The sequence below is a fragment of the Pseudomonas syringae group sp. J248-6 genome (assembly GCF_032586995.1).
GTDB classification, from domain to species: domain Bacteria; phylum Pseudomonadota; class Gammaproteobacteria; order Pseudomonadales; family Pseudomonadaceae; genus Aquipseudomonas; species Aquipseudomonas amygdali.
Map to the genome: position 1 here is coordinate 16220 of NZ_JAWHOP010000020.1, position 17547 is coordinate 33766.

Consider the following 17547-nt stretch of genomic DNA (forward strand, 5'->3'; position numbering starts at 1 on the left):
CAGTACTGCGCCTGCTGAATCAGATGTCACGGCTGCGCCAGAACAACTCGTGTCGTCGCACAGCTTTGCGGAAGAATTCGTTTTCGCCTTCGGCCGGCCAGTGGCGACCGGCCAGAACGCGCTGCAACGCACGGCGTACACGGCGTTTGAAAGGCATCGGTGGCAACAGGTCATGCATCATACCCAGCGCCATCGCCTTGTCGCGTTGGGCCGCAACCGATAAGTGCAGGCTGTACGGCACCAGCGGCAGACTGGCATCGAATACCGGCGGCAGGCTGATGCCACTGTAGGCATCGCCCATTGGCCAGCGGTCGTTGTCGTGCAAGTGGTTGGCGTAACCGAGCACCACGTCTGGCTGCCATTCAAGACCGGCCAGCGCTTCACGCACGGCTGCCTGGGCACAGATATGGTCAGGATGCGGATCGATGGCCGGGTGCGGCATGACAATAACCTGCGGCCTGGCCTTGAGGAGCAGTGCGCGCAGGTCGGCGAGCAGATTATTCCAGGTCGGCTGGCCGTCATCGCCGGGCAATGGAAGCGTATTGAACTGGCGAAACAACCGCGTATCGGTCAGGTCCGCCTCACGCGAGGCGACCGGCGTATCCGGCGCGGCCTGCATGGCGGGTAACTGCAGGCAGAAATAACCCAACTGCACACAGTGCGACTCAGGCACACCACCCCAACGGGCGACGGCGATGCTGTCCCAGGCGCGCAAGCGGCCTTTCATGCGCGCAGCTTCGGCGCGCTGCATGCCCATCTGGCGATAATGTTCGGCCTCGATCTCGCCAGCAGTCAGCGTCACAATCCAGGCTTCCTCGGCTTGGCTGTAAAGCCCGAACGCGGCGAGTTCGGCATCGTCGGCATGCGGTGCGATAACCATGACACGCTGCTTTCGCGCATCCGGCTGACGAAACAGCCAGAGGCGCGGTGTACCGGCAAGACGACAGAAACGCCCGCGCAGTTGCAGGGCACCCGCGGCCAGCGGCTCGCCAAGCCCGGTCAGGTTCAGATAACGCACGCCGCAGACGCCACGCTCGAAGGCCTGCCGGTCACTCAAGGCTTGCCCCTGCAGTTCCACGACCGGGTCGAGAAAACGTCCCAGCCAGGTGCTTTTTACGGTCAGTGCCAGTATCAATGTTTCGTCGCCGGTCAGTTGCACGGCGGGGTCGATCAGCAACGTGCCGCCGTCGAGGCGGACGCCCGGCACTTCGCTGTCGGCTGCAAAGTTGTACTGATAGTCGTCAGACGGCGAATAGAACAGATGATCGGCGAACCAGGCCTCATGAGCGACCCAGGCACACACGGCCAGCAGCGGCGCCAGCCACCAGGCCACCAGCACGCCGACCGCGATCAACAGGAACAGACCACCCAGCAACGCCAGCCGCTTGTTACGGCGATGGCGCTTGAGCAACTGTTGCTTGCGACTCAAATCTGGAACACCGGAACGGGGTTGCACCATCGGTCCTTGTACTCGCGGTCGGCACGACCAAAGGAAAAACGCAGTGATTTGCCCAAGGCTCGGGCGTCCTCCCAGGCAGACTGGGTGTTGACGAAGCTCAGCACACTGCCGGGGCTGAAATCACGGGTTTCGGGGTCAACACCACCGTTGACGTACTCGATGCTGACCCACTGCGGCGCTTCGACGCGGTACACCAGTTGAATGGCGATTGGCGCATCGTTGAGGAACACCACAGAACCGATCAGCAGATCACGCAGCAACTCGATGACCTCGGCCTTGTGCCGGGCACCGGTGGCCTCGAAGCCCCAGCGACGCTGAAACAGATCGCAATACATGCTCGCCAGCTCAGCGCTGCTGAACTCGCTGACAGGTCTTACCGTACCGCCAGCTTCCTCCAGCAAGCGAAGTTCACGACGCTGGTTGTAACGAAATTTCTTGGACAGTTCTTCAGGCGTACGCGCCATCGCCAGCGATTCGGTCTGCGGCCTGAAGGTGCTGATGCGGCCCTCGTTGAGCGCAGACACATAGCGGGCACGATGGCGGACCGGCACCTGAATATCATCGGCCACCGGTAAAATCAGTTCGGCGTTGCCCAGGTCGAACAGGCCTTTCTTGCCGTGACGCTTGAGTTCGTCCTTGGACAGCGCCAGCGAACGCCCCCAGGTGGCAATCGCTGCCTTTACTTCGCCGCCCTGCTCCCAGGCCAGATAACGCACAGCAATACCGGAAAACGCCGACAGGCGCGCAACGACCAGCGGATGAGTGGCTACGCTGCCACCCAACCGTTGCCATGCCTGCTCGTAAGCAGCCGCGTCGATCTGCACCCAGCCACGCTCGCGCCAGCCTTTGAATCGATTGAGCATCAGGCCCCCGCCGTCAGGCTGGAGACTTGCGGCAGCCGCCAGAAGACATCGCGCACAGCATGATCGGAAAAGCGTTCGCGCAAACGCAGCAGCATGCGTTCGGCGCAGTCCTGACGCTGCTCGGCGTCAAGACCGGCCATGTGTACCAGGCCGTGCGCGAGGCTGTGAACATCACCCAGCGGGAACAGCAGACCCACGTCTTCGACCACTTCCTTCGCGCCGCCGCAGGACGTTGCAACCAATGGCACACCAGCCACCATCGCTTCCAGCAGGACCATGCCGAACGGCTCGTGGTCAGAGCTCAGGGCGAATACATCGAACGCCTTGAAGTAGCGGCGTGCGTCAGGCACCTGCCCAAGAAACAGCACGTGCGGACCAATGCCCAGCTCCAGCGCAAGCGCCTTGAGGTTTTCTTCCAGGCGGCCCTTGCCGAGAATCACCAACTGGCTGTTCTCGGGAAGATTGGGCAGAGCCTCGGCAAAGCCGCGCAACAGCGTGGCCTGATCCTTGTCCGGATGCAGGCGACCGACGTTGGCGACGATCCACGCCGAGGCAGACAGGCCCAGCTCTGCGCGGGCATCTTCAGCGGAAAACTGACTGCCCTGCAGTTGTTCGACATCAATGCGGTTGTACAAAGTCTGAATGCGCTCGGCCGGCCAATTGGGCAGGCTGTTGCGCATGTCGTCACGCACCGCGTCGGAAACGCCGAGCAGGCTCAGGCGCTTGCGAAACAGGTTGGCGAACAGCTTGCGACTGCGCCGGTGATAATCGCCGAACGCATGATGCACACCGATCACCTGCAGCGTCGTCGCCAACAGAGCGATGTACACCGGTTTGAAGCGATGCGCGATGCAGAAGCTGAAAGAGCGCGTCGCGGCAATTTTGCGCAGGTCACGGATGGCACCCAGCTTCAGGCCGCGAATGGCACTGGAGCTGTATTCCATGAACAGTACTTCGTCCGAGCCGCAGTCGGCGACCACATCGGGGTCGGCGGCGCCGGTCAGAAACACCGTCGTCACCCGATAACCCTTGCCGGCAAACAGACTGGCGTATTGCCGTGCGCAGTCCAGAAACGGCCCGTCATAGCCGTGACAGAACTGCAGCACGTGACGTTCAGCCGAGCGTGTCATAAGCCTCGACGCCCTCTTTGACCACCAGGATGTCTTCCATAATCAGGTACTCGAGGTCCGAGCCGAAGAACATGTTCAGCGCATCGGTCGGCGAGCAGATCATCGGTTCGCCACGGCGGTTGAGCGAGGTGTTCAGGGAAACGCCATTGCCGGTCAATTCTTCCAGCGCCTTCATCATGTCGTAGTAGCGCGGGTTGTATTCGCGCTTGAGCACCTGGGCACGGGAAGTGCCGTCTTCATGGACGACTTCCGGAACACGGGTTTTCCACTCTTCCGCCACTTCGAAGGTGAAGGTCATGAACGGTGCCGGATGATCGATCTTGATCATCTGCGGCGCGACGGTATCGAGCATCGACGGGCAGAAAGGCCTCCAGCGCTCGCGGAACTTGATCTGATGGTTGATACGGTCGGCTACCCCGGTGACGCTCGGGCAACCGATGATCGAGCGACCGCCCAGAGCACGCGGACCGAACTCCATGCGTCCCTGGAACCAGGCAACCGGGTTGCCCTTGACCATGATTTCGGCAATCCGCTGTGGCGTATTGTCGATCTGACGCCAGACCGGCTTGCTCGGGTGACGGGCACAGGCCGCGATCACGTCTTCGTTGCTGTACGCCGGGCCGAGGTAGACGTGTTCCATCTTCTCGACCGGTACACCGCGAGCGTGGGACACATAAGCCGCAGCACCGACCGCCGTACCTGCATCGCCGGACGCAGGCTGCACGAACAGCTCCTTGACTTCAGGACGGGCGATGATGCGCTGGTTGAGTTTGACGTTCAGCGCACAGCCACCGGCGAAAGCGATCTTGCCGGTTTCCTTGAGGATGTCACCCAGGTAGTGGTCCATCATCTGCAACGCGAGCTTTTCGAACAGCGCCTGCATGCTCGCGGCATAGTGAATGTAGGGCTCGTCGGCTACGTCGCCAACGCGTTTCGGGCCGAGCCACTCGATCAGCTTCGGCGAGAAGTAAAAGCCCTTGCCGTTCTCTTTATAGCGACGCAGGCCAATGACGTTGGCCAGCTCGGTATTAATGATCAGCTCGCCGTTCTCGAACGTGGCCAGACGCGAAAAATCATACTTGCTGGCATCACCGTACGGTGCCATGCCCATAACCTTGAATTCGCCGTCGAGCATCTCGAAACCGAGGAATTCGGTGATAGCGCCATACAGGCCGCCCAGCGAGTCAGGATCGAAGAATTCCTTGATCTTGTGGATCTTGCCGTTTTCGCCGTAGCCGAAGAAGGTCGTGGCGTACTCGCCCTTGCCGTCGATGCCCATGATCGCGGTTTTCTCGGTGAAACCGGAACAGTGGTAGGCGCTGGATGCGTGGGCCAGGTGATGCTCGACCGGCTCAATCTTGATCTTTTTCGGATCGAAGCCCAGTTGTTCGAGGCACCAGACGATCTTGTTGCGGTAGCGCTTATAGCGGCGGTTGCCCATCAGCAACGCATCAAGGGCGCGATCCGGCGCGTACCAGTAGCGCTTGGCGTAGTGCCAGCGGGCCTTACCGAACAGGCTGATGGGGGCGAACGGAATTGCAACCACGTCGACGTCCGAAGGCTTGATGCCTGCCTGTTCCAGACAGAACTTCGCCGACTCGTAGGGCATGCGGTTCTTCGCGTGTTTGTCACGAACGAAGCGCTCTTCTTCAGCCGCTGCTATCAGCTTGCCGTCGATATAAAGCGCTGCGGAAGGATCATGGCTAAGGGCGCCGGACAGGCCAAGGATCGTCAATGCCACTAGGGTCTAGCCTCTTTAGTCTGCATGCAGGCGCATTGCGCCCGAGAAAAGGTGTGCCCCCGCACAGCGGGCTGAGGGCAGCTAAAGGGCGGGATTATAACGTAATGACCAAGGATTGGCTCGACGCGCTGAAATGTCATCGGGGATGCCCGCCAGACGGCGTAGGAAACATCTCTTTCTCAGCATCAATAACTATCTACGACCTGACGCCCGTTGCTTCTGATTAATTGAGGCCCATCGTCGCCGGCCCGACGGCCGTCGCTCAAACCTCAGCGCCTGAAGCGCGCAATGGAACGCCTGTCATGACACAAACACTGTCCTCTTTGGCTATAACGCCTACACCACTGAAACCTGCCGATACCTGGCCTGCCGCCTCCGCCGCACTGAAAAGGCTCGATGAACTGCGCACACTTCTGGCCATCGAGCTGAAGGCCCAGCCTGGCCCGGGCGAAGCGCTGTTGACTGCGCTTGGCGGTTCCGATGTTTCTGAACGGGAACTGGAAATATTCAGCCTGCTGCAACAGACCGATGACTACTGGACAGACCCTGGCAAAAACGCTGAAAGCCGCCGCGACCGGCTTGTACCTGCCTTGCAGCGAGCCTTGCGTGATGAAGCCAGCGTCAGGATTCACGAGCGTGATCTGGAGAGTGGCTATCTTGTCTGCCTGCCGGACTCGCCCGATCAAAGCCCGGCGCTCACTTACGCCTCGCTGCATGTGCAACTGCACGATGACGAACACGTTGAAATGGCAGGCGCGCTGGCGATATCCGAGGAACAGGGACGCACGCTGCTGATGTTACCCGGGCTCGGTATCATGGGCTTTGCCACGCAGGCCCTGATGCTCGCAACCCTGGCGCGCTGGCTCAACACAGCGACGTTGCAGGATGCTCTTCTGAACACGATGGAAAGGCGTCATCAAGATCAGCTTTTCAAGATCATCCAGGACGCCGACCTTTACCTTGAGCCATCCAAGGCTGAAGACCTGCAACTACAGCCGGTCACCACCGCCCCCTTCATGCATGCCCTGGATCGCCTGCTGAACAAGCAGCGCAATGACATTCGCCATGCGTGCGAACGACCTGATACTGAAGACCGGGCAACACGTCAGGCGCTGATTCAGGCAGCCATCGACATGCGCGGCCTGCTTGGCCCTGCCTACATGCTCGAACTGCGCGAACTGACCACCAGGCAACGTCAGTATCATCGAAGCCTGCCGGACTGGATGAAGATTGCCAGCGAAGCCGACCTGCAGACCTATGCCTGGCACTTGCGACACTACGATGAGGCGCATGAAGCGATGCTCAGCGTACTGGGCAGCGCGGCCTCTCCAGAACATTTTGCCGAAGCACGTTTGCGCACCCGGCTGGCCGATGACCTGGGCCATGACCTGGACCCACGCGCATTGACCATCGACACGCGGCGCACGCTGCCATCCACGAGCGAGACCTACCGCGTGACATGCTCACTGGCCGAACTGGCACTGTATGGCCTGCATCCGGACGACGAGCTCGCAGGTTCAGACTTCCTCGATCACACCGTTATCACTCTTGATGGCAAACCGCTTGATGCAACCTGCTCGGCATTGAATCCGGCTTACCTTGCCGGAGTGATCGATGAGCTCGATCTGCGAGCGGAGTTTGGCGAGTTTCAACGCAAGACTTACCAGCAAGAGCACAACCGGCAAATGCTCTGCGCACTGGCGCGAACCCGACTGACCGCGCAGGGTTGGGCGGCGAAGATGCAGGGGCATATCCAGCCCGGTGATTTCGCCATGGTCGCGGCACTGACCGGCCCGGCAGCGCGCGCATCCGATCCAGCATTGCGTGTACAACAGATCAAACTCAACAACCGCAACGTGATGGCCAGATTGCTGGTGTTTCGCAAGCAGGGTGCCGAGGGGCGTACGCAGCGGCTGATCATGGTCGCCACCGATGCACCCGGGCAGCAGTACTTCGAAGCCTTCGACACTGAAACCCAACTGCTGCACGAGGTGGTCGGCTGGACTGCTTCGCCATCAATGGTCAACTACCTGCTCGATCAGGTGGAAGTGGATGCCCGTGCGGCACTGGCAGAGCAACTGACTGCACTGGCACTCAAACCCCAGCCTTCGAAAGACTTCATTCAGTTTATTGATCATGCGGACTGCGAGTCGGCCTTGCGTCGCTTTACCGACGAACAGACCCGCATATTGCTTTCCGAACAGGCCAGGCATACGCCGGACTGGTACCTGCGCGCCAGTCGCGCCCAGCGCCGGGAACTGCTGGCCCTTGAACAGGCCATTGGCGGAGCGCTCGACAACTATCAGGCGCAGCCACACACGGGAGTCAAGCCATTCAAGGATTACGTACACCAACGTGCCAGCCAGCAAATCGGCGAGCTGCTGAACGTACCAGCCGGCACGGTAGACCCCGACCTGATCGTAATTACCACCGAGCGCGAAACACTGACCTACACCGACATGCTGCTCAATGGCTATGACGACAGCATTGACCCCTTGCGTGCTTCGGCAGCAACCAACGCGACGTTCAGCGGCCCGGAAGGCATCGACGTGAGCGCGCTGTCAGCTGCTGCCGTTGCAGGTTCGGTGCGCGGTCAGTGGCTGGCGGACGAGTACATTGCCTTGATCAGAAACACCCTGCTGAACAGCGAAAGCGAAGGCTACGCCTACCGTCGCCAGTTCAGCGTGATAATCACGCAACTGCAGATGCAGGCAGCGGCATTGCGCAGCGTGCTGAAAGGTCATATCGAAGCAGCGCACTATGCGTGGTTGAAACAATCTCTGGATAACGCCCACCTTAACAACACCGCCTCCCGCGAGCGATATCCCCTCTACCCCCTGCAAGTGCATGTGGACAAACCGTTTATCGCCTCGGGGCTGACCGGCGTCGATCAACTGGTCATTCCCAGCACGCTGCTCACCCACGTCGAAACCGTGCAGGGCTGCCTGGTGATCCTGCCGACACAGACTCGCCATGCTGCGCTGCTCTACACGCCGCAGGCGCCTGACGGTATCGAGTTTCGTCTGTTCAGCGACTTTGTGCGCTCGCTCGTTAGCGAAGGCATGATCGATTACTACAAGGATCGCTGCCGGATCAAGGCGCGCCGAACCTTGTCGTTCTTGCTCCGCGACATGCAGCAGGGTAAGGCCAACAAACCTCCGGTCATTCCCAAGGCATTCATTTCAGACTTCGCCGACACCTGTTTCAACAGGCCGCTGGAGCGCAGGTTGCGTGATGTGGAAGAGACCACCACCGGCCGCAACGACATGCTCGTCCGGCTGATCTGGGTCAGCGTCGAGATAATTGCTACCGCCTTGACCCTGCCGTTCCCACCGGCAAGCTTTGCGGTTGGCAGCCTGCTTTCATTGCATGACAGCGGGCAGGCAGTTGCCGCCTTGACTGAAGGCGACCAGCAACGCGCTGCAACATACATGCTCTCGGCACTCTTCAACGGCATCGGCGCAGGCAGCGACTTGTTGGTTGGCATTAAGGGCTTCGGCGGCGTATTGCATCAGCTTGAGCACGGTCATCAATCACCACCGGTCCTGCGCTCGCTCCAGCGCCAGTCCTCGCTGCCGCGTTACGAGGACCTGTACCCGGTTGAACTTCAAGAGCAGGTTTTTCTGATCGGCAAGCCCAACGCCCATGGTCACGCCGCAGTTTTCCATGCACCCCACGTCGCCTCGGCGCCCCCGATGGCAACCGGTCAGTTCGCCCTGCGAGAAGCCGCTGGTGCCTGGCAGCCGCTCCTGCCACCGCCCAACGCCTTGGCGCGCGCGCCTTCCGGGCTGCGCACCGACCTGGCAGTCGACGTTTCGCTGGATAACGTGCCACGTATCACCGACGGCCACGCGAAAGGCGTGTACGCACTCAGCGGGAAAAATTACATCAGGTTGTCAGGCAACACCTTTCAGGTTCAATACGATGCGCATCTGCGCTGCTGGCAGATCATCGATCCGGCCAATCCATTCGCATTCTTCGGCAAACAGCCGGTTCGCCTGAATGAACAGGGCCAGTGGCTGGTCGTCGACCGGCGCTTGCGCGGCGGCGGGCTGGACGGTCCGGGGAACTATAGGCCACTGCCTGAAGATGCCGCCGCAGGCTCGCTCAACACGTTGATCGACTATGAGATGCCAAGCACCATGAGAGCGCATCTGGACATCGTCATCAGCAAGGAAGTCTTTGACCCGACCGGCGCAGGTCTGGAAATTTATTTCGAGACCTATTTCACGGAAATACGCCAGACCTTTACAGCGTTTCGGGAAAAGCTCTACCAGGACGCTCAGGCATTTTTTGCCCGATTTTCTCCGCCGCCCAGGCCGACACTGCCCGCTTATGGCCTGCCCGGTAGAGTCGAGACGCTGATCGAGCACATCTTCACGCACAGCAACGGGTTGGTTTTCAGCGAGGCCCCAAAGTCGGTAGCCAGCAAGCGCCTGCTCCTGCTCAACATGCCTTTGCTGGCAGAACAGCGTGTCGAGGTCCTGTACATCGAACACCTGCTCACCGACAAACACCTGCTTAAACTGAACAGATATCGCCATCTGGGCAAAAAGAGTCGCTCTGGCTCTCATGAGCTCAAGTACTACCTGCACGACGTCAATCGCGGCGCCTTGAACAACTCGAGCAGCGAATACGACTACTACCACCTTATCAAGGAAGCCCACCGTCACGGCATCGAAGTGCGCCCGTTCAGCTCGTCGATAAGCTACCCGTTTTTCGGCCATTCGGTGCTGGCCGCCGCTGATGATCCGGCAGCGGCCAGCAAAATGAGCAACTTCTTCGGGCACAGGCTCATCAGCCAGGACATCGCACCCGGCTCTTCCAAGCGCTGGGTCGCACTGCTCGACCAGAAACTTGCCACGACGCATGATCAGGTGCCCGGCATTGCCGAGATGCAAGGAGTCGTCAGTGTGCATGTTCAGGACATACCGGCAGGACGCCCGACCCGCATAAGTGAAGGTACCAACGGGTCGCATCAAAGCACGCCGACTCGCTGTGACTTCACCATCGCGTTTGCCGACCCTGCGCTGCCGGGCATTCCGCTGCCCCCCGCCACCCCTGTGGATGACATGCTGATCCGCGAGCTGAGGGGCTCCGTTGCCGAGGGCGAGCATTGGGCGGGCCAGTACGGGTTTGTCCACGGCGAAAACACTACCTGGCTACGCGTACCACCCGAAGAGTGGACTGCCGACAGCCCGATGACAGCGATCCAGCAATCCTTGGCCGACGCGACCTATGAGATGCCGCTTGATACCAGAACGACGCTTCATACATTGGCGAACTTCGAAAGGAAAGGGCTCGACATGGAGTATTTCTTTGAAGACACAAAACTCGACACTGTTCGCAACACGTTCGCCCAGCGCCGCAAAAATCTGCAAAAGGACGCCGCCACGATCAGATCAGCCCAACTGCCACCTCGCCCGACATTGCCAGCCATCGAGCCACAGACGAGCACGGCGGGGCTGCTTGAAACCCTGTACCGTCACACGGAAGGCATCGTTATCGGCGAGTCGCATTTTTCTGTTTCGAGCAAAAAACTGATCATCGACAACCTGCCATTGCTGGCGCGGCAAAACGTCAAGACGTTGTACATGGAGCACCTGCTGACCGACCTGCATCAGGCGGACCTGGATCGTTTCTTCGAAACCGGCCAGATGAGCAAAACGTTACTGCATGACCTGAAAATCCTGGACCGTGGGCATCACACCGATCCGGACAAGGTCTACAACTTCGAACAACTGATCATCAAGGCGCGGCAGTATGGCCTGGAGGTCCGCGCTATCGACTGCGCAAGCAGCTATCACCTCAAAGGCATTGCCAGGGAAGAGTCCATCACCCGCCAGCAGATGATGAATTACTTTGCGTCGCGCACAATCCGCAGGCATCAGGACGTGATGGGTTCCCACAAATGGATCGCGCTGGTTGGCAACAGCCATTCCAATACCTACCAGGGCGTGGTACCCGGTATTGCAGAACTGCAAGGAGGAATCGGTCTGCGGGTTATTGATGTGGCACCAGGCAAATCGACCGACGTAGTACCGGATCCGGGAGAGCTTGTTACGGGAGGCATAACCAATGAACAGGTCTACATCAAGGGCGATTACCGAGTGGCCATGGAAGTGTCGCGCCCAGAGTCAGCCAGGCTCTTGAGCATTGACCAACGCCTCTTCAAGCCGGGAATGTTTCTGGTGCAACAGGGCGAAGGCGATTTGCAGACCATCGTCCATCGCGCTCGTGACACATGGATTCATCGCACGCCGGTGCAGCGCAATGCCGAGGGCAAACTGTATCTGGAGCGTGTGCGTTGGCCGCGTATCCACCTCAAACCCTTCGACGACATGGACGCGCTGGTGACGGCCCTCGAGGCGATGAACCTCACCCACATTGCCTGAGAGGCCAGGCTCAGTCTGGCGTGATCTTCGGCAAGCGCTGCTCCAGTATCTGGTGCAGCGCACTCTGCACCGGCCAGTTGCGCATGAACCGCGCCCGGTCACGCGCGTAGGCTGCTGCAAAGGAAGAGTGAGAACTGTGCTGCTGCATGGCATCCAGGTCGATCATCGCCCAGCGATCGGTGTGCCAGAACAGGTTATGCCCCTTGAAATCACCATGACTGATGCGCGCCTGGATAAGCTGTGCGAACAGCGTGTCCAGCGCCAGCAGTTCGGCCTCTGGTGCATCACCGGTTTCGACATGGGGAGCGAAGCGCTCGATGATGTCCGGCCCTTCGATAAACTCGGTCACCAGCCAGGCTTTGCTGCGCAAGCCGAGGAAACGCTTTTCCTGAACTGCCAGCGGCTTTGGTGTGGCGATGCCGAGAAACATCAGGCGGTTACCTTCGCGCCATGAATGCCAGGCCCGGCTGGGACGCCAGAAGCGCTTGAGCCAGTGACTGAAATTCTTGATGTTGTAACGCTTGATGACCAGCGTACGACCACTGATTTCGACACGGCCTACGCTCGCAGCGCCACCGGTCTTGTACAGATGGCCCTTGTCGAGCAGGGCATCAGCCTGATCAAGTACCGGCAGCATCGCGGCCTCCTCCTCGCGACGAACAGCACGGAACACCGAAGCGCTGTCCTCGACGCTGAACAGACTGCAATCGCGCACGGTCTTGCTCATGAAGTCCTTGAGCCGCCAGCTGCGAACCTTGTCGATCTGCTTTTGCAGCGCCTCCATCGGCAAACCATGCTCGGCGTTGCTCAGCAGGTAATGCACCAGCAACTCTTCAGTGAAGGGCTCGAAAGACCTGGGCAACTGGGCAAAGAACACACCGAGGTTTTCCAGCACCTTTTGCCGGGACAACGGTGTGCCGGCCTGCTCGGCGCGAATACCGGCACCATCAATCAAGTACAACTGCCCGTTGTGGCGCAGCAGGTTGTCGAGGTGCAAATCTTCCTGCCACAAGCCTTTGGCGTGTTGCCGGGCGATGGCGCTCAGCGCCTCGCCGAGCACGGCTTGCTGCTCATCCGCCAGCGGTGGCAGGTCCTGGACAGTATTCCAGGCATCGCCCAGGCTTGACGCCTGCTCCAGAAACTCGAACAGCAGCCAGCCACCCTCACCATCCTGCAAACCGTCGGCCAGCAACAGCGGCGTGGTCAGCCCCTGTTCGGCAAGCAGGCGCACCCCGGCAAGTTCGCGCTGAAAGTGTCGGGCCGCTTTGTCGCCCACCAGCAGTTTTGCCAGAACCGTTCGGCCTCGCCAGACACCTGCACCGACGTAGCGCTGCCCCGGCAATACACGCAGCAGGGTCAGCAATTGCAGTTCAGCCGAACCGGCAGCATCAGCCAGCGTCAGGCTCATCGGCAACTCGGGGGTACGTCCAGCGGTATTGAGTTCAGACAAACGCATCAACGGGTCTCTTTATCATCGCGGTGTTGAAGGTCTCGTTTGTGAGCGCCGCGCTTGCCCAGACGCGCATTCCAGGCGTCGACCAGCAGGCTGTTCGGCGTGGCTTGCAGATAAGCCGCCAACAGCTCGCGCCGATCGGCCTCATTCCACATCGGCGCGCGGCGCAGCAGCGGTTCGAGGTCGCGGGCAAGGTCACGCTTGCCGAAGATCACCGGACGGGTTTTCTCCAGGTCGATCAATTGCGCCTGGTAGCCCTTTCCCACCGCCTGCAGAAAAATATGCTTGGGATAAAAGCAGCCATGAACCTGTCCGGCACCGTGCAGCGTGCGCGCCAACTGGCCGCAGGCGTGAAGTACCGCCAGACGCTGGACGCTCTCCATCTGGTTCCACTGCTGCAACAGTTCGTCAAGATCGGTCCAGCCGTCCAGCGCACGCGTCATGAGGATCGCCCGGTATTCCCCGTCGACCTTGCGCTCGCCATAAAACACCGCTTGCAGCGCTGGAATGCCCAGTTTGCGGTAGCGACTGATGTTACGAAACTCACGAGAGAAGGACGGCTCGCCAAACGGATGATGCAACGTGTGGGTCAGGTAATTGCTCTGGCGCTTGAGGTAAAACCCCTGACCTTCCAGGTCGAGACGGAACACACTGCTCCAGCCGCCGCGCCCGGTATTGGGCTCGTCGACCGCATCAAGCCTGATGTTCCAAAGCGATTCAAAATCAGCCAGGTTGTGACGCGCCAGTAACGGCTGGTCAGCACTGGCAATAAAAACGCTCATTCACGGCCCTCGAAAAAGCTGACGATATGTCGAATACGTTTCTTGTCGGAGGCGTTCAACCGCGTTCGCTGACGGTACTGCAGGTAGAAGCGCAGACGCTGGGTAGCTGACAAGTGATACTTGGCGACCTTGTCCAGGCACGCCAGATCCTTGGTGATCCGATAGCGCAGCATGAAGCTCCACCAGAATGCGCCATTGGGGCAATCGATGAAAAACAGCTTGCCTTCGTCATCGACCAACAGGTTGCGCCATTTCAAATCATTATGTGTGAAATGGTTGTCGTGCATGGTCCGGGTACACGCAGCCAGCTGGCGGCTGACAGCGTCGACCCAGTGGCGGTCGGTCAGTCGCGTATCCTTGCGTTGTGCCAGCGCAGACAAGTCTTCGGTATTGGGCAAGCCGCGAGTGATCAGTGCGCCGCGATCATACGCTGCGCCGTTGCGCTCCAGCCCCCAGGCCACCACCTCTGCCGTGGGAATGCCCCATTTGGCAAAGCGCTTGAGGTTCTGCCACTCGGACTTGACCCTGGGCTTGCCGATGTAACGGCGCAGGCCTTTGCCCGCTCCTACGTAGCGTTTGACGTAGTAGTAAACCCCGGCGCGCTCGACGCGAATGACGTCGGACAGCGGGTCGCGGGTCAACTGCTGGCCCTGCAAGGCAAACACGGCATCCAGACTGCCGAAATCCTGTTCCAGAAAAGCGTACTCGGGCTCGAGCTTCCAGCCCGCCATCAGAGTGCATCCCCGTAGCGCACTTTGCGCTGATACAGCTTGTCGGCCTTTTTCTCCAGCCAGCTCAGCAGCGCTGCTTCCTTGCGCAGTATTTCGCGCAGCGGTTTCTGGAAATACCCCTTGAGGAAACGCAGCTTGTCGCGGCGGGTCAGGCCGATGTCCAGCGCTGAAAAATACAGCGCGGCCAGGTCCTTGTTGCGCCAGCGCGGCGTGATCGCACGGCGGGTCTGAGCACGGTGCAGGTCGATGACCGACAATCTGAAATTGTCAGCGGTGACCGGCGTATCGGTGTGCAGCAGAAAATGACAGATGTAACAGTCGCGATGGTTCACGCCGGCGCGGTGCATCATGCCGACCAAGCGGGCAACTTCGGCGATAAACGCTCTTTTCAGACGAGGCTCGGGCGGCTGGGTGCGCCAGTTGAGGCTTACGTCTTCCAGGCTGGTAGTCGGGGCCAGCTCTTCAGTGACAATAAACGAATGCTGCGCAGCAGGGTTGCTGCCACGTTCACCATAGGCCACGGCCGTCATGGTCGGCACGCCGACTTCATGCAGACGCTCGATGGCGTCCCACTCCTTGCCCGCGCCCAGCACTGGCAACTTGGCAGTTGCCAGGTTCTTGGCGATTTCACCCCAACCGATACCACGGTGGATCTTGACGAAGTAGCCACGCCCGTTGACCTCGGTGCGCAGCGTGCGGCGTCCTTCAAGCTCGCGGTAGACCTCGCCGCTCAGGCCCTCGACCTCGACGAACGCATCGCGTCCGGCCCACAGGCTCTTGAACGGTTCAGCCAGGAACAGCTTCATCAATAGTGCTCCGCCAGAATCACATCCGCAGCGTGTTGCGGCATGCTGTAAAGGTCCGCTGTGTCAGCAAAGGCAAGACCATTGCGCCCCCATGCGCTGCGTGCGCCATCATCCTCAAGCATGTCCGACAGGTAGCGATTGAGTTGCGCCTGATCGAACGGCTCGTCCAGCACCCGCCCGCAGTCAGCTTCGGCTATGTAATGGGCGTAGCCGCAGACTGCGCTGACCAGAACCGGCAAACCGGCGACCAGTGCTTCAAGCAATACGGTGCCAGTGTTCTCGTTGTAAGCCGGATGAATCAGCAGGTCGGCGCCCAGCAGAAAGCGCGGAATATCGCTGCGCCCTTTCATGAACGTCACCTGCTCGCCCAGGCCCAGCGCAGCGCTCTGCAACTGGAATACTTTGGGGTCGTCCTGGCCGATTACAAACAGGCGGGTGCGTTTCTTGAGCTCGGCAGGCAAGGCTGCCAGCGCCTTCAGGCTGCGATCGACGCCCTTTGTCTTGAAACCGGAGCCGATCTGCACCAATAACAGGTCATTGTCGGTAAGCCCGAACTCCTTGCGGAAGCCCGCACGGATGTCAGGCGCGTCCGGCGGTGCGCGGCGATCCTGGGAAATACCCGGTGGCAGCAAGTGAAAGCGCGACGCCGGGGTGTCGTAATGTTTTATGAACAGCGGCTGCTGCACTTCGGAGATCATCAACACCTGGGTTTTCGAGTCACTGGCGAACACCGCGCGCTCGTAATCGGCGAAGTGACGATAGCGCCCCCACTTGCGATACAACGGGCTGCGCAGGTTCTGCGCCTTGTCCTCAAAACAACCGTCGGCGGCGTAATACACATCCAGACCGGGCATCTTGTTGAAACCGATCAGACGGTCCACCGGGCGTTTGGCCAGGTCTGCCTCCATCCACGCAGTGAGCTTTTCGTTGCGTCGATGGTTGAAGAACGCCTTGACCGGCGCTACCAGCACTTCAAAACCGGGCGGCACATCGCCTTCCCAGATCAGGGTGTAGACGCGGATCTGGTGGCCGCGCTGCTGGCACTCCAGCGCAATGCGCATGAAGTCGCGTTGCAGGCCGCCAAACGGAAAGTATTTGTAGAGTACAAAAGCCAGTTGCATCAGCCAGGTTCCTTTGCCAGCAACAGCGCGCCCAGTTGGCTCGCTACTCGCTCGGGATTCAAGCGAGTGAAGCACATCGGCCACTCGCGTTTAAGGTCGAACCGGCGCTGATCATCGGCGCTCGGTTGGTACGTGCATTTCTTTTGCAGGCACGGCGTGCAGCCCGGATAGTCGCTGGCCAGATGCACCTGCGACTTGCCGTAGGCCCCGGTCAGGCCCGGATTGGTCGGGCCAAACAGGGAAATGGTCGGCACATCCAGTGCAGCGGCCAGGTGCCCGATGCCGGTGTCTACCGCGACGCACGCCTGTGCGCTGGCCAATACCCGCGCTACACCTGCCAGATTCAGCTTGGGCAGCACGTGTGCGCTGTCCAGACCGTCGGCAATGCGCTCGGCGCGTGCCTTTTCTGCCGGGTTGCCCCATGGCAACTGCACCTGCAGGCCACGAGCGGCCATCAGTTCGGCCAGTTGTCGCCAGTACAGCTCGGGCCAGTGCTTGGTGTCCCAGGTCGTGCCATGCAGGAACAGCACGAACGGGGCCTGCAACGTGTCATCAAGAGTCGCCAAGGGCTTGAGGCCGTAGTCGCCCATGCCGGACGGCTGTGGATAACCCAATGCCTGAGCGAACAACTGACGAAGCCGCTCGACCGCATGCTGCCCGCGTGGCACTGCAAAAGCGTGGTCATAAAAGCGACTGGCGACCGATTCACGTGCCGAGTCGCGGTCCAGTCCTGCCACCGGCGCATCGATATAACGCGTCAGCCAGGCACTTTTGAACAGGCCCTGAGCGTCAATCACCAGATCATAGTGCTGTTCGCGCACCTGCTGCTTGAAGCGCCGCCACTCCCCCGACCTGAACGTCTGCCAGAGGTGCTTGCGCCAGCGGCGGATCGCCACCGGGATCACCTTGTCGACCGCCGGGTGCCAGGCGGGAATTTCGGCGAAACCCTCTTCCACTACCCAGTCGAAGCGGATGCCGGGCAGCGCTCGCTGCGCATCGGTCAGTGCGGGCAAGGCATGGATAACATCGCCCAGCGAAGAAGTCTTGATCAGCAGTACCCGCAAAA

At 60.2% G+C, this 17547-nt stretch carries 11 protein-coding genes; 1 reads left to right on the forward strand and 10 read right to left on the reverse strand.

Features of this window, described 5'->3' with window-relative positions:
* Nucleotides 1-19: 19 nt before the first annotated feature.
* Genes RYC17_RS21385 through RYC17_RS21400 form a run of 4 tightly spaced genes read right to left on the reverse strand, consistent with a single transcriptional unit; the run spans nt 20 to nt 5193 of the window.
* Nucleotides 20-1429, reverse strand: a complete 1410-nt coding sequence (locus RYC17_RS21385) for a PIG-L deacetylase family protein (RefSeq protein ID WP_316904403.1) — start codon at nt 1427-1429, stop codon at nt 20-22.
* Nucleotides 1426-2322, reverse strand: coding sequence for an antimicrobial resistance protein Mig-14 (locus RYC17_RS21390; RefSeq protein ID WP_122280671.1), 897 nt, complete (start codon nt 2320-2322; stop codon nt 1426-1428). The genes RYC17_RS21385 and RYC17_RS21390 overlap by 4 nt, the downstream gene beginning before the upstream one ends.
* Nucleotides 2322-3452 (reverse strand): glycosyltransferase, encoded by a 1131-nt coding sequence (locus tag RYC17_RS21395; RefSeq protein WP_316904405.1) that lies wholly within the window; start codon nt 3450-3452, stop codon nt 2322-2324. Before RYC17_RS21395 ends, RYC17_RS21390 begins: the two co-directional genes overlap by 1 nt.
* On the reverse strand, nt 3436-5193 hold the full coding sequence (locus RYC17_RS21400) for a carbamoyltransferase (RefSeq protein WP_002551776.1): 1758 nt from the start codon (nt 5191-5193) through the stop codon (nt 3436-3438). Before RYC17_RS21400 ends, RYC17_RS21395 begins: the two co-directional genes overlap by 17 nt.
* A 302-nt stretch (nt 5194-5495) precedes the next feature.
* Here RYC17_RS21400 and RYC17_RS21405 point away from each other — a divergent pair, with 302 nt between their 5' ends.
* Nucleotides 5496-11588, forward strand: coding sequence for a membrane-targeted effector domain-containing toxin (locus tag RYC17_RS21405; protein WP_316904407.1), 6093 nt, complete (start codon nt 5496-5498; stop codon nt 11586-11588).
* Between the two features lie 10 nt (nt 11589-11598).
* Here RYC17_RS21405 and RYC17_RS21410 read toward each other — a convergent pair whose 3' ends face one another.
* The 6 genes from RYC17_RS21410 to waaC are packed head-to-tail and all read right to left on the reverse strand — an operon-like array spanning nt 11599 to nt 17545.
* Entirely contained in the window at nt 11599-13044 is a 1446-nt protein-coding gene (locus tag RYC17_RS21410; RefSeq protein ID WP_316904409.1) for a lipopolysaccharide kinase InaA family protein, read from the reverse strand.
* Nucleotides 13044-13823, reverse strand: coding sequence for a lipopolysaccharide kinase InaA family protein (locus tag RYC17_RS21415; protein WP_058399878.1), 780 nt, complete (start codon nt 13821-13823; stop codon nt 13044-13046). The genes RYC17_RS21410 and RYC17_RS21415 overlap by 1 nt, the downstream gene beginning before the upstream one ends.
* Nucleotides 13820-14554 carry a lipopolysaccharide kinase InaA family protein gene (locus RYC17_RS21420; protein ID WP_058399877.1) on the reverse strand — a complete coding sequence of 245 codons (735 nt, stop codon included), beginning with the start codon at nt 14552-14554 and terminating at the stop codon, nt 13820-13822. The genes RYC17_RS21415 and RYC17_RS21420 overlap by 4 nt, the downstream gene beginning before the upstream one ends.
* Nucleotides 14554-15360, reverse strand: a complete 807-nt coding sequence (rfaP, locus tag RYC17_RS21425) for a lipopolysaccharide core heptose(I) kinase RfaP (RefSeq protein WP_058399876.1) — start codon at nt 15358-15360, stop codon at nt 14554-14556. Before rfaP ends, RYC17_RS21420 begins: the two co-directional genes overlap by 1 nt.
* A complete protein-coding gene (locus RYC17_RS21430) occupies nt 15360-16481 on the reverse strand; it encodes a glycosyltransferase family 4 protein (RefSeq protein WP_230017391.1) in 1122 nt (373 codons plus the stop codon). The genes rfaP and RYC17_RS21430 overlap by 1 nt, the downstream gene beginning before the upstream one ends.
* On the reverse strand, nt 16481-17545 hold the full coding sequence (gene waaC, locus RYC17_RS21435) for a lipopolysaccharide heptosyltransferase I (protein WP_122280664.1): 1065 nt from the start codon (nt 17543-17545) through the stop codon (nt 16481-16483). Before waaC ends, RYC17_RS21430 begins: the two co-directional genes overlap by 1 nt.
* Nucleotides 17546-17547 lie beyond the last annotated feature (2 nt).

Bases quoted from the DNA above. Each gene is read 5' to 3' on its own strand.
- RYC17_RS21405 (WP_316904407.1), top strand. From the start codon at position 5,496: ATGACACAAACACTGTCCTCTTTGGCTATAACGCCTACACCACTGAAA.
- RYC17_RS21410 (WP_316904409.1), bottom strand. From the start codon at position 13,044: ATGCGTTTGTCTGAACTCAATACCGCTGGACGTACCCCCGAGTTGCCG.
- RYC17_RS21415 (WP_058399878.1), bottom strand. From the start codon at position 13,823: ATGAGCGTTTTTATTGCCAGTGCTGACCAGCCGTTACTGGCGCGTCAC.
- RYC17_RS21430 (WP_230017391.1), bottom strand. From the start codon at position 16,481: ATGCAACTGGCTTTTGTACTCTACAAATACTTTCCGTTTGGCGGCCTG.
- RYC17_RS21395 (WP_316904405.1), bottom strand. From the start codon at position 3,452: ATGACACGCTCGGCTGAACGTCACGTGCTGCAGTTCTGTCACGGCTAT.
- rfaP (WP_058399876.1), bottom strand. From the start codon at position 15,360: ATGAAGCTGTTCCTGGCTGAACCGTTCAAGAGCCTGTGGGCCGGACGC.
- RYC17_RS21420 (WP_058399877.1), bottom strand. From the start codon at position 14,554: ATGGCGGGCTGGAAGCTCGAGCCCGAGTACGCTTTTCTGGAACAGGAT.
- RYC17_RS21390 (WP_122280671.1), bottom strand. From the start codon at position 2,322: ATGCTCAATCGATTCAAAGGCTGGCGCGAGCGTGGCTGGGTGCAGATC.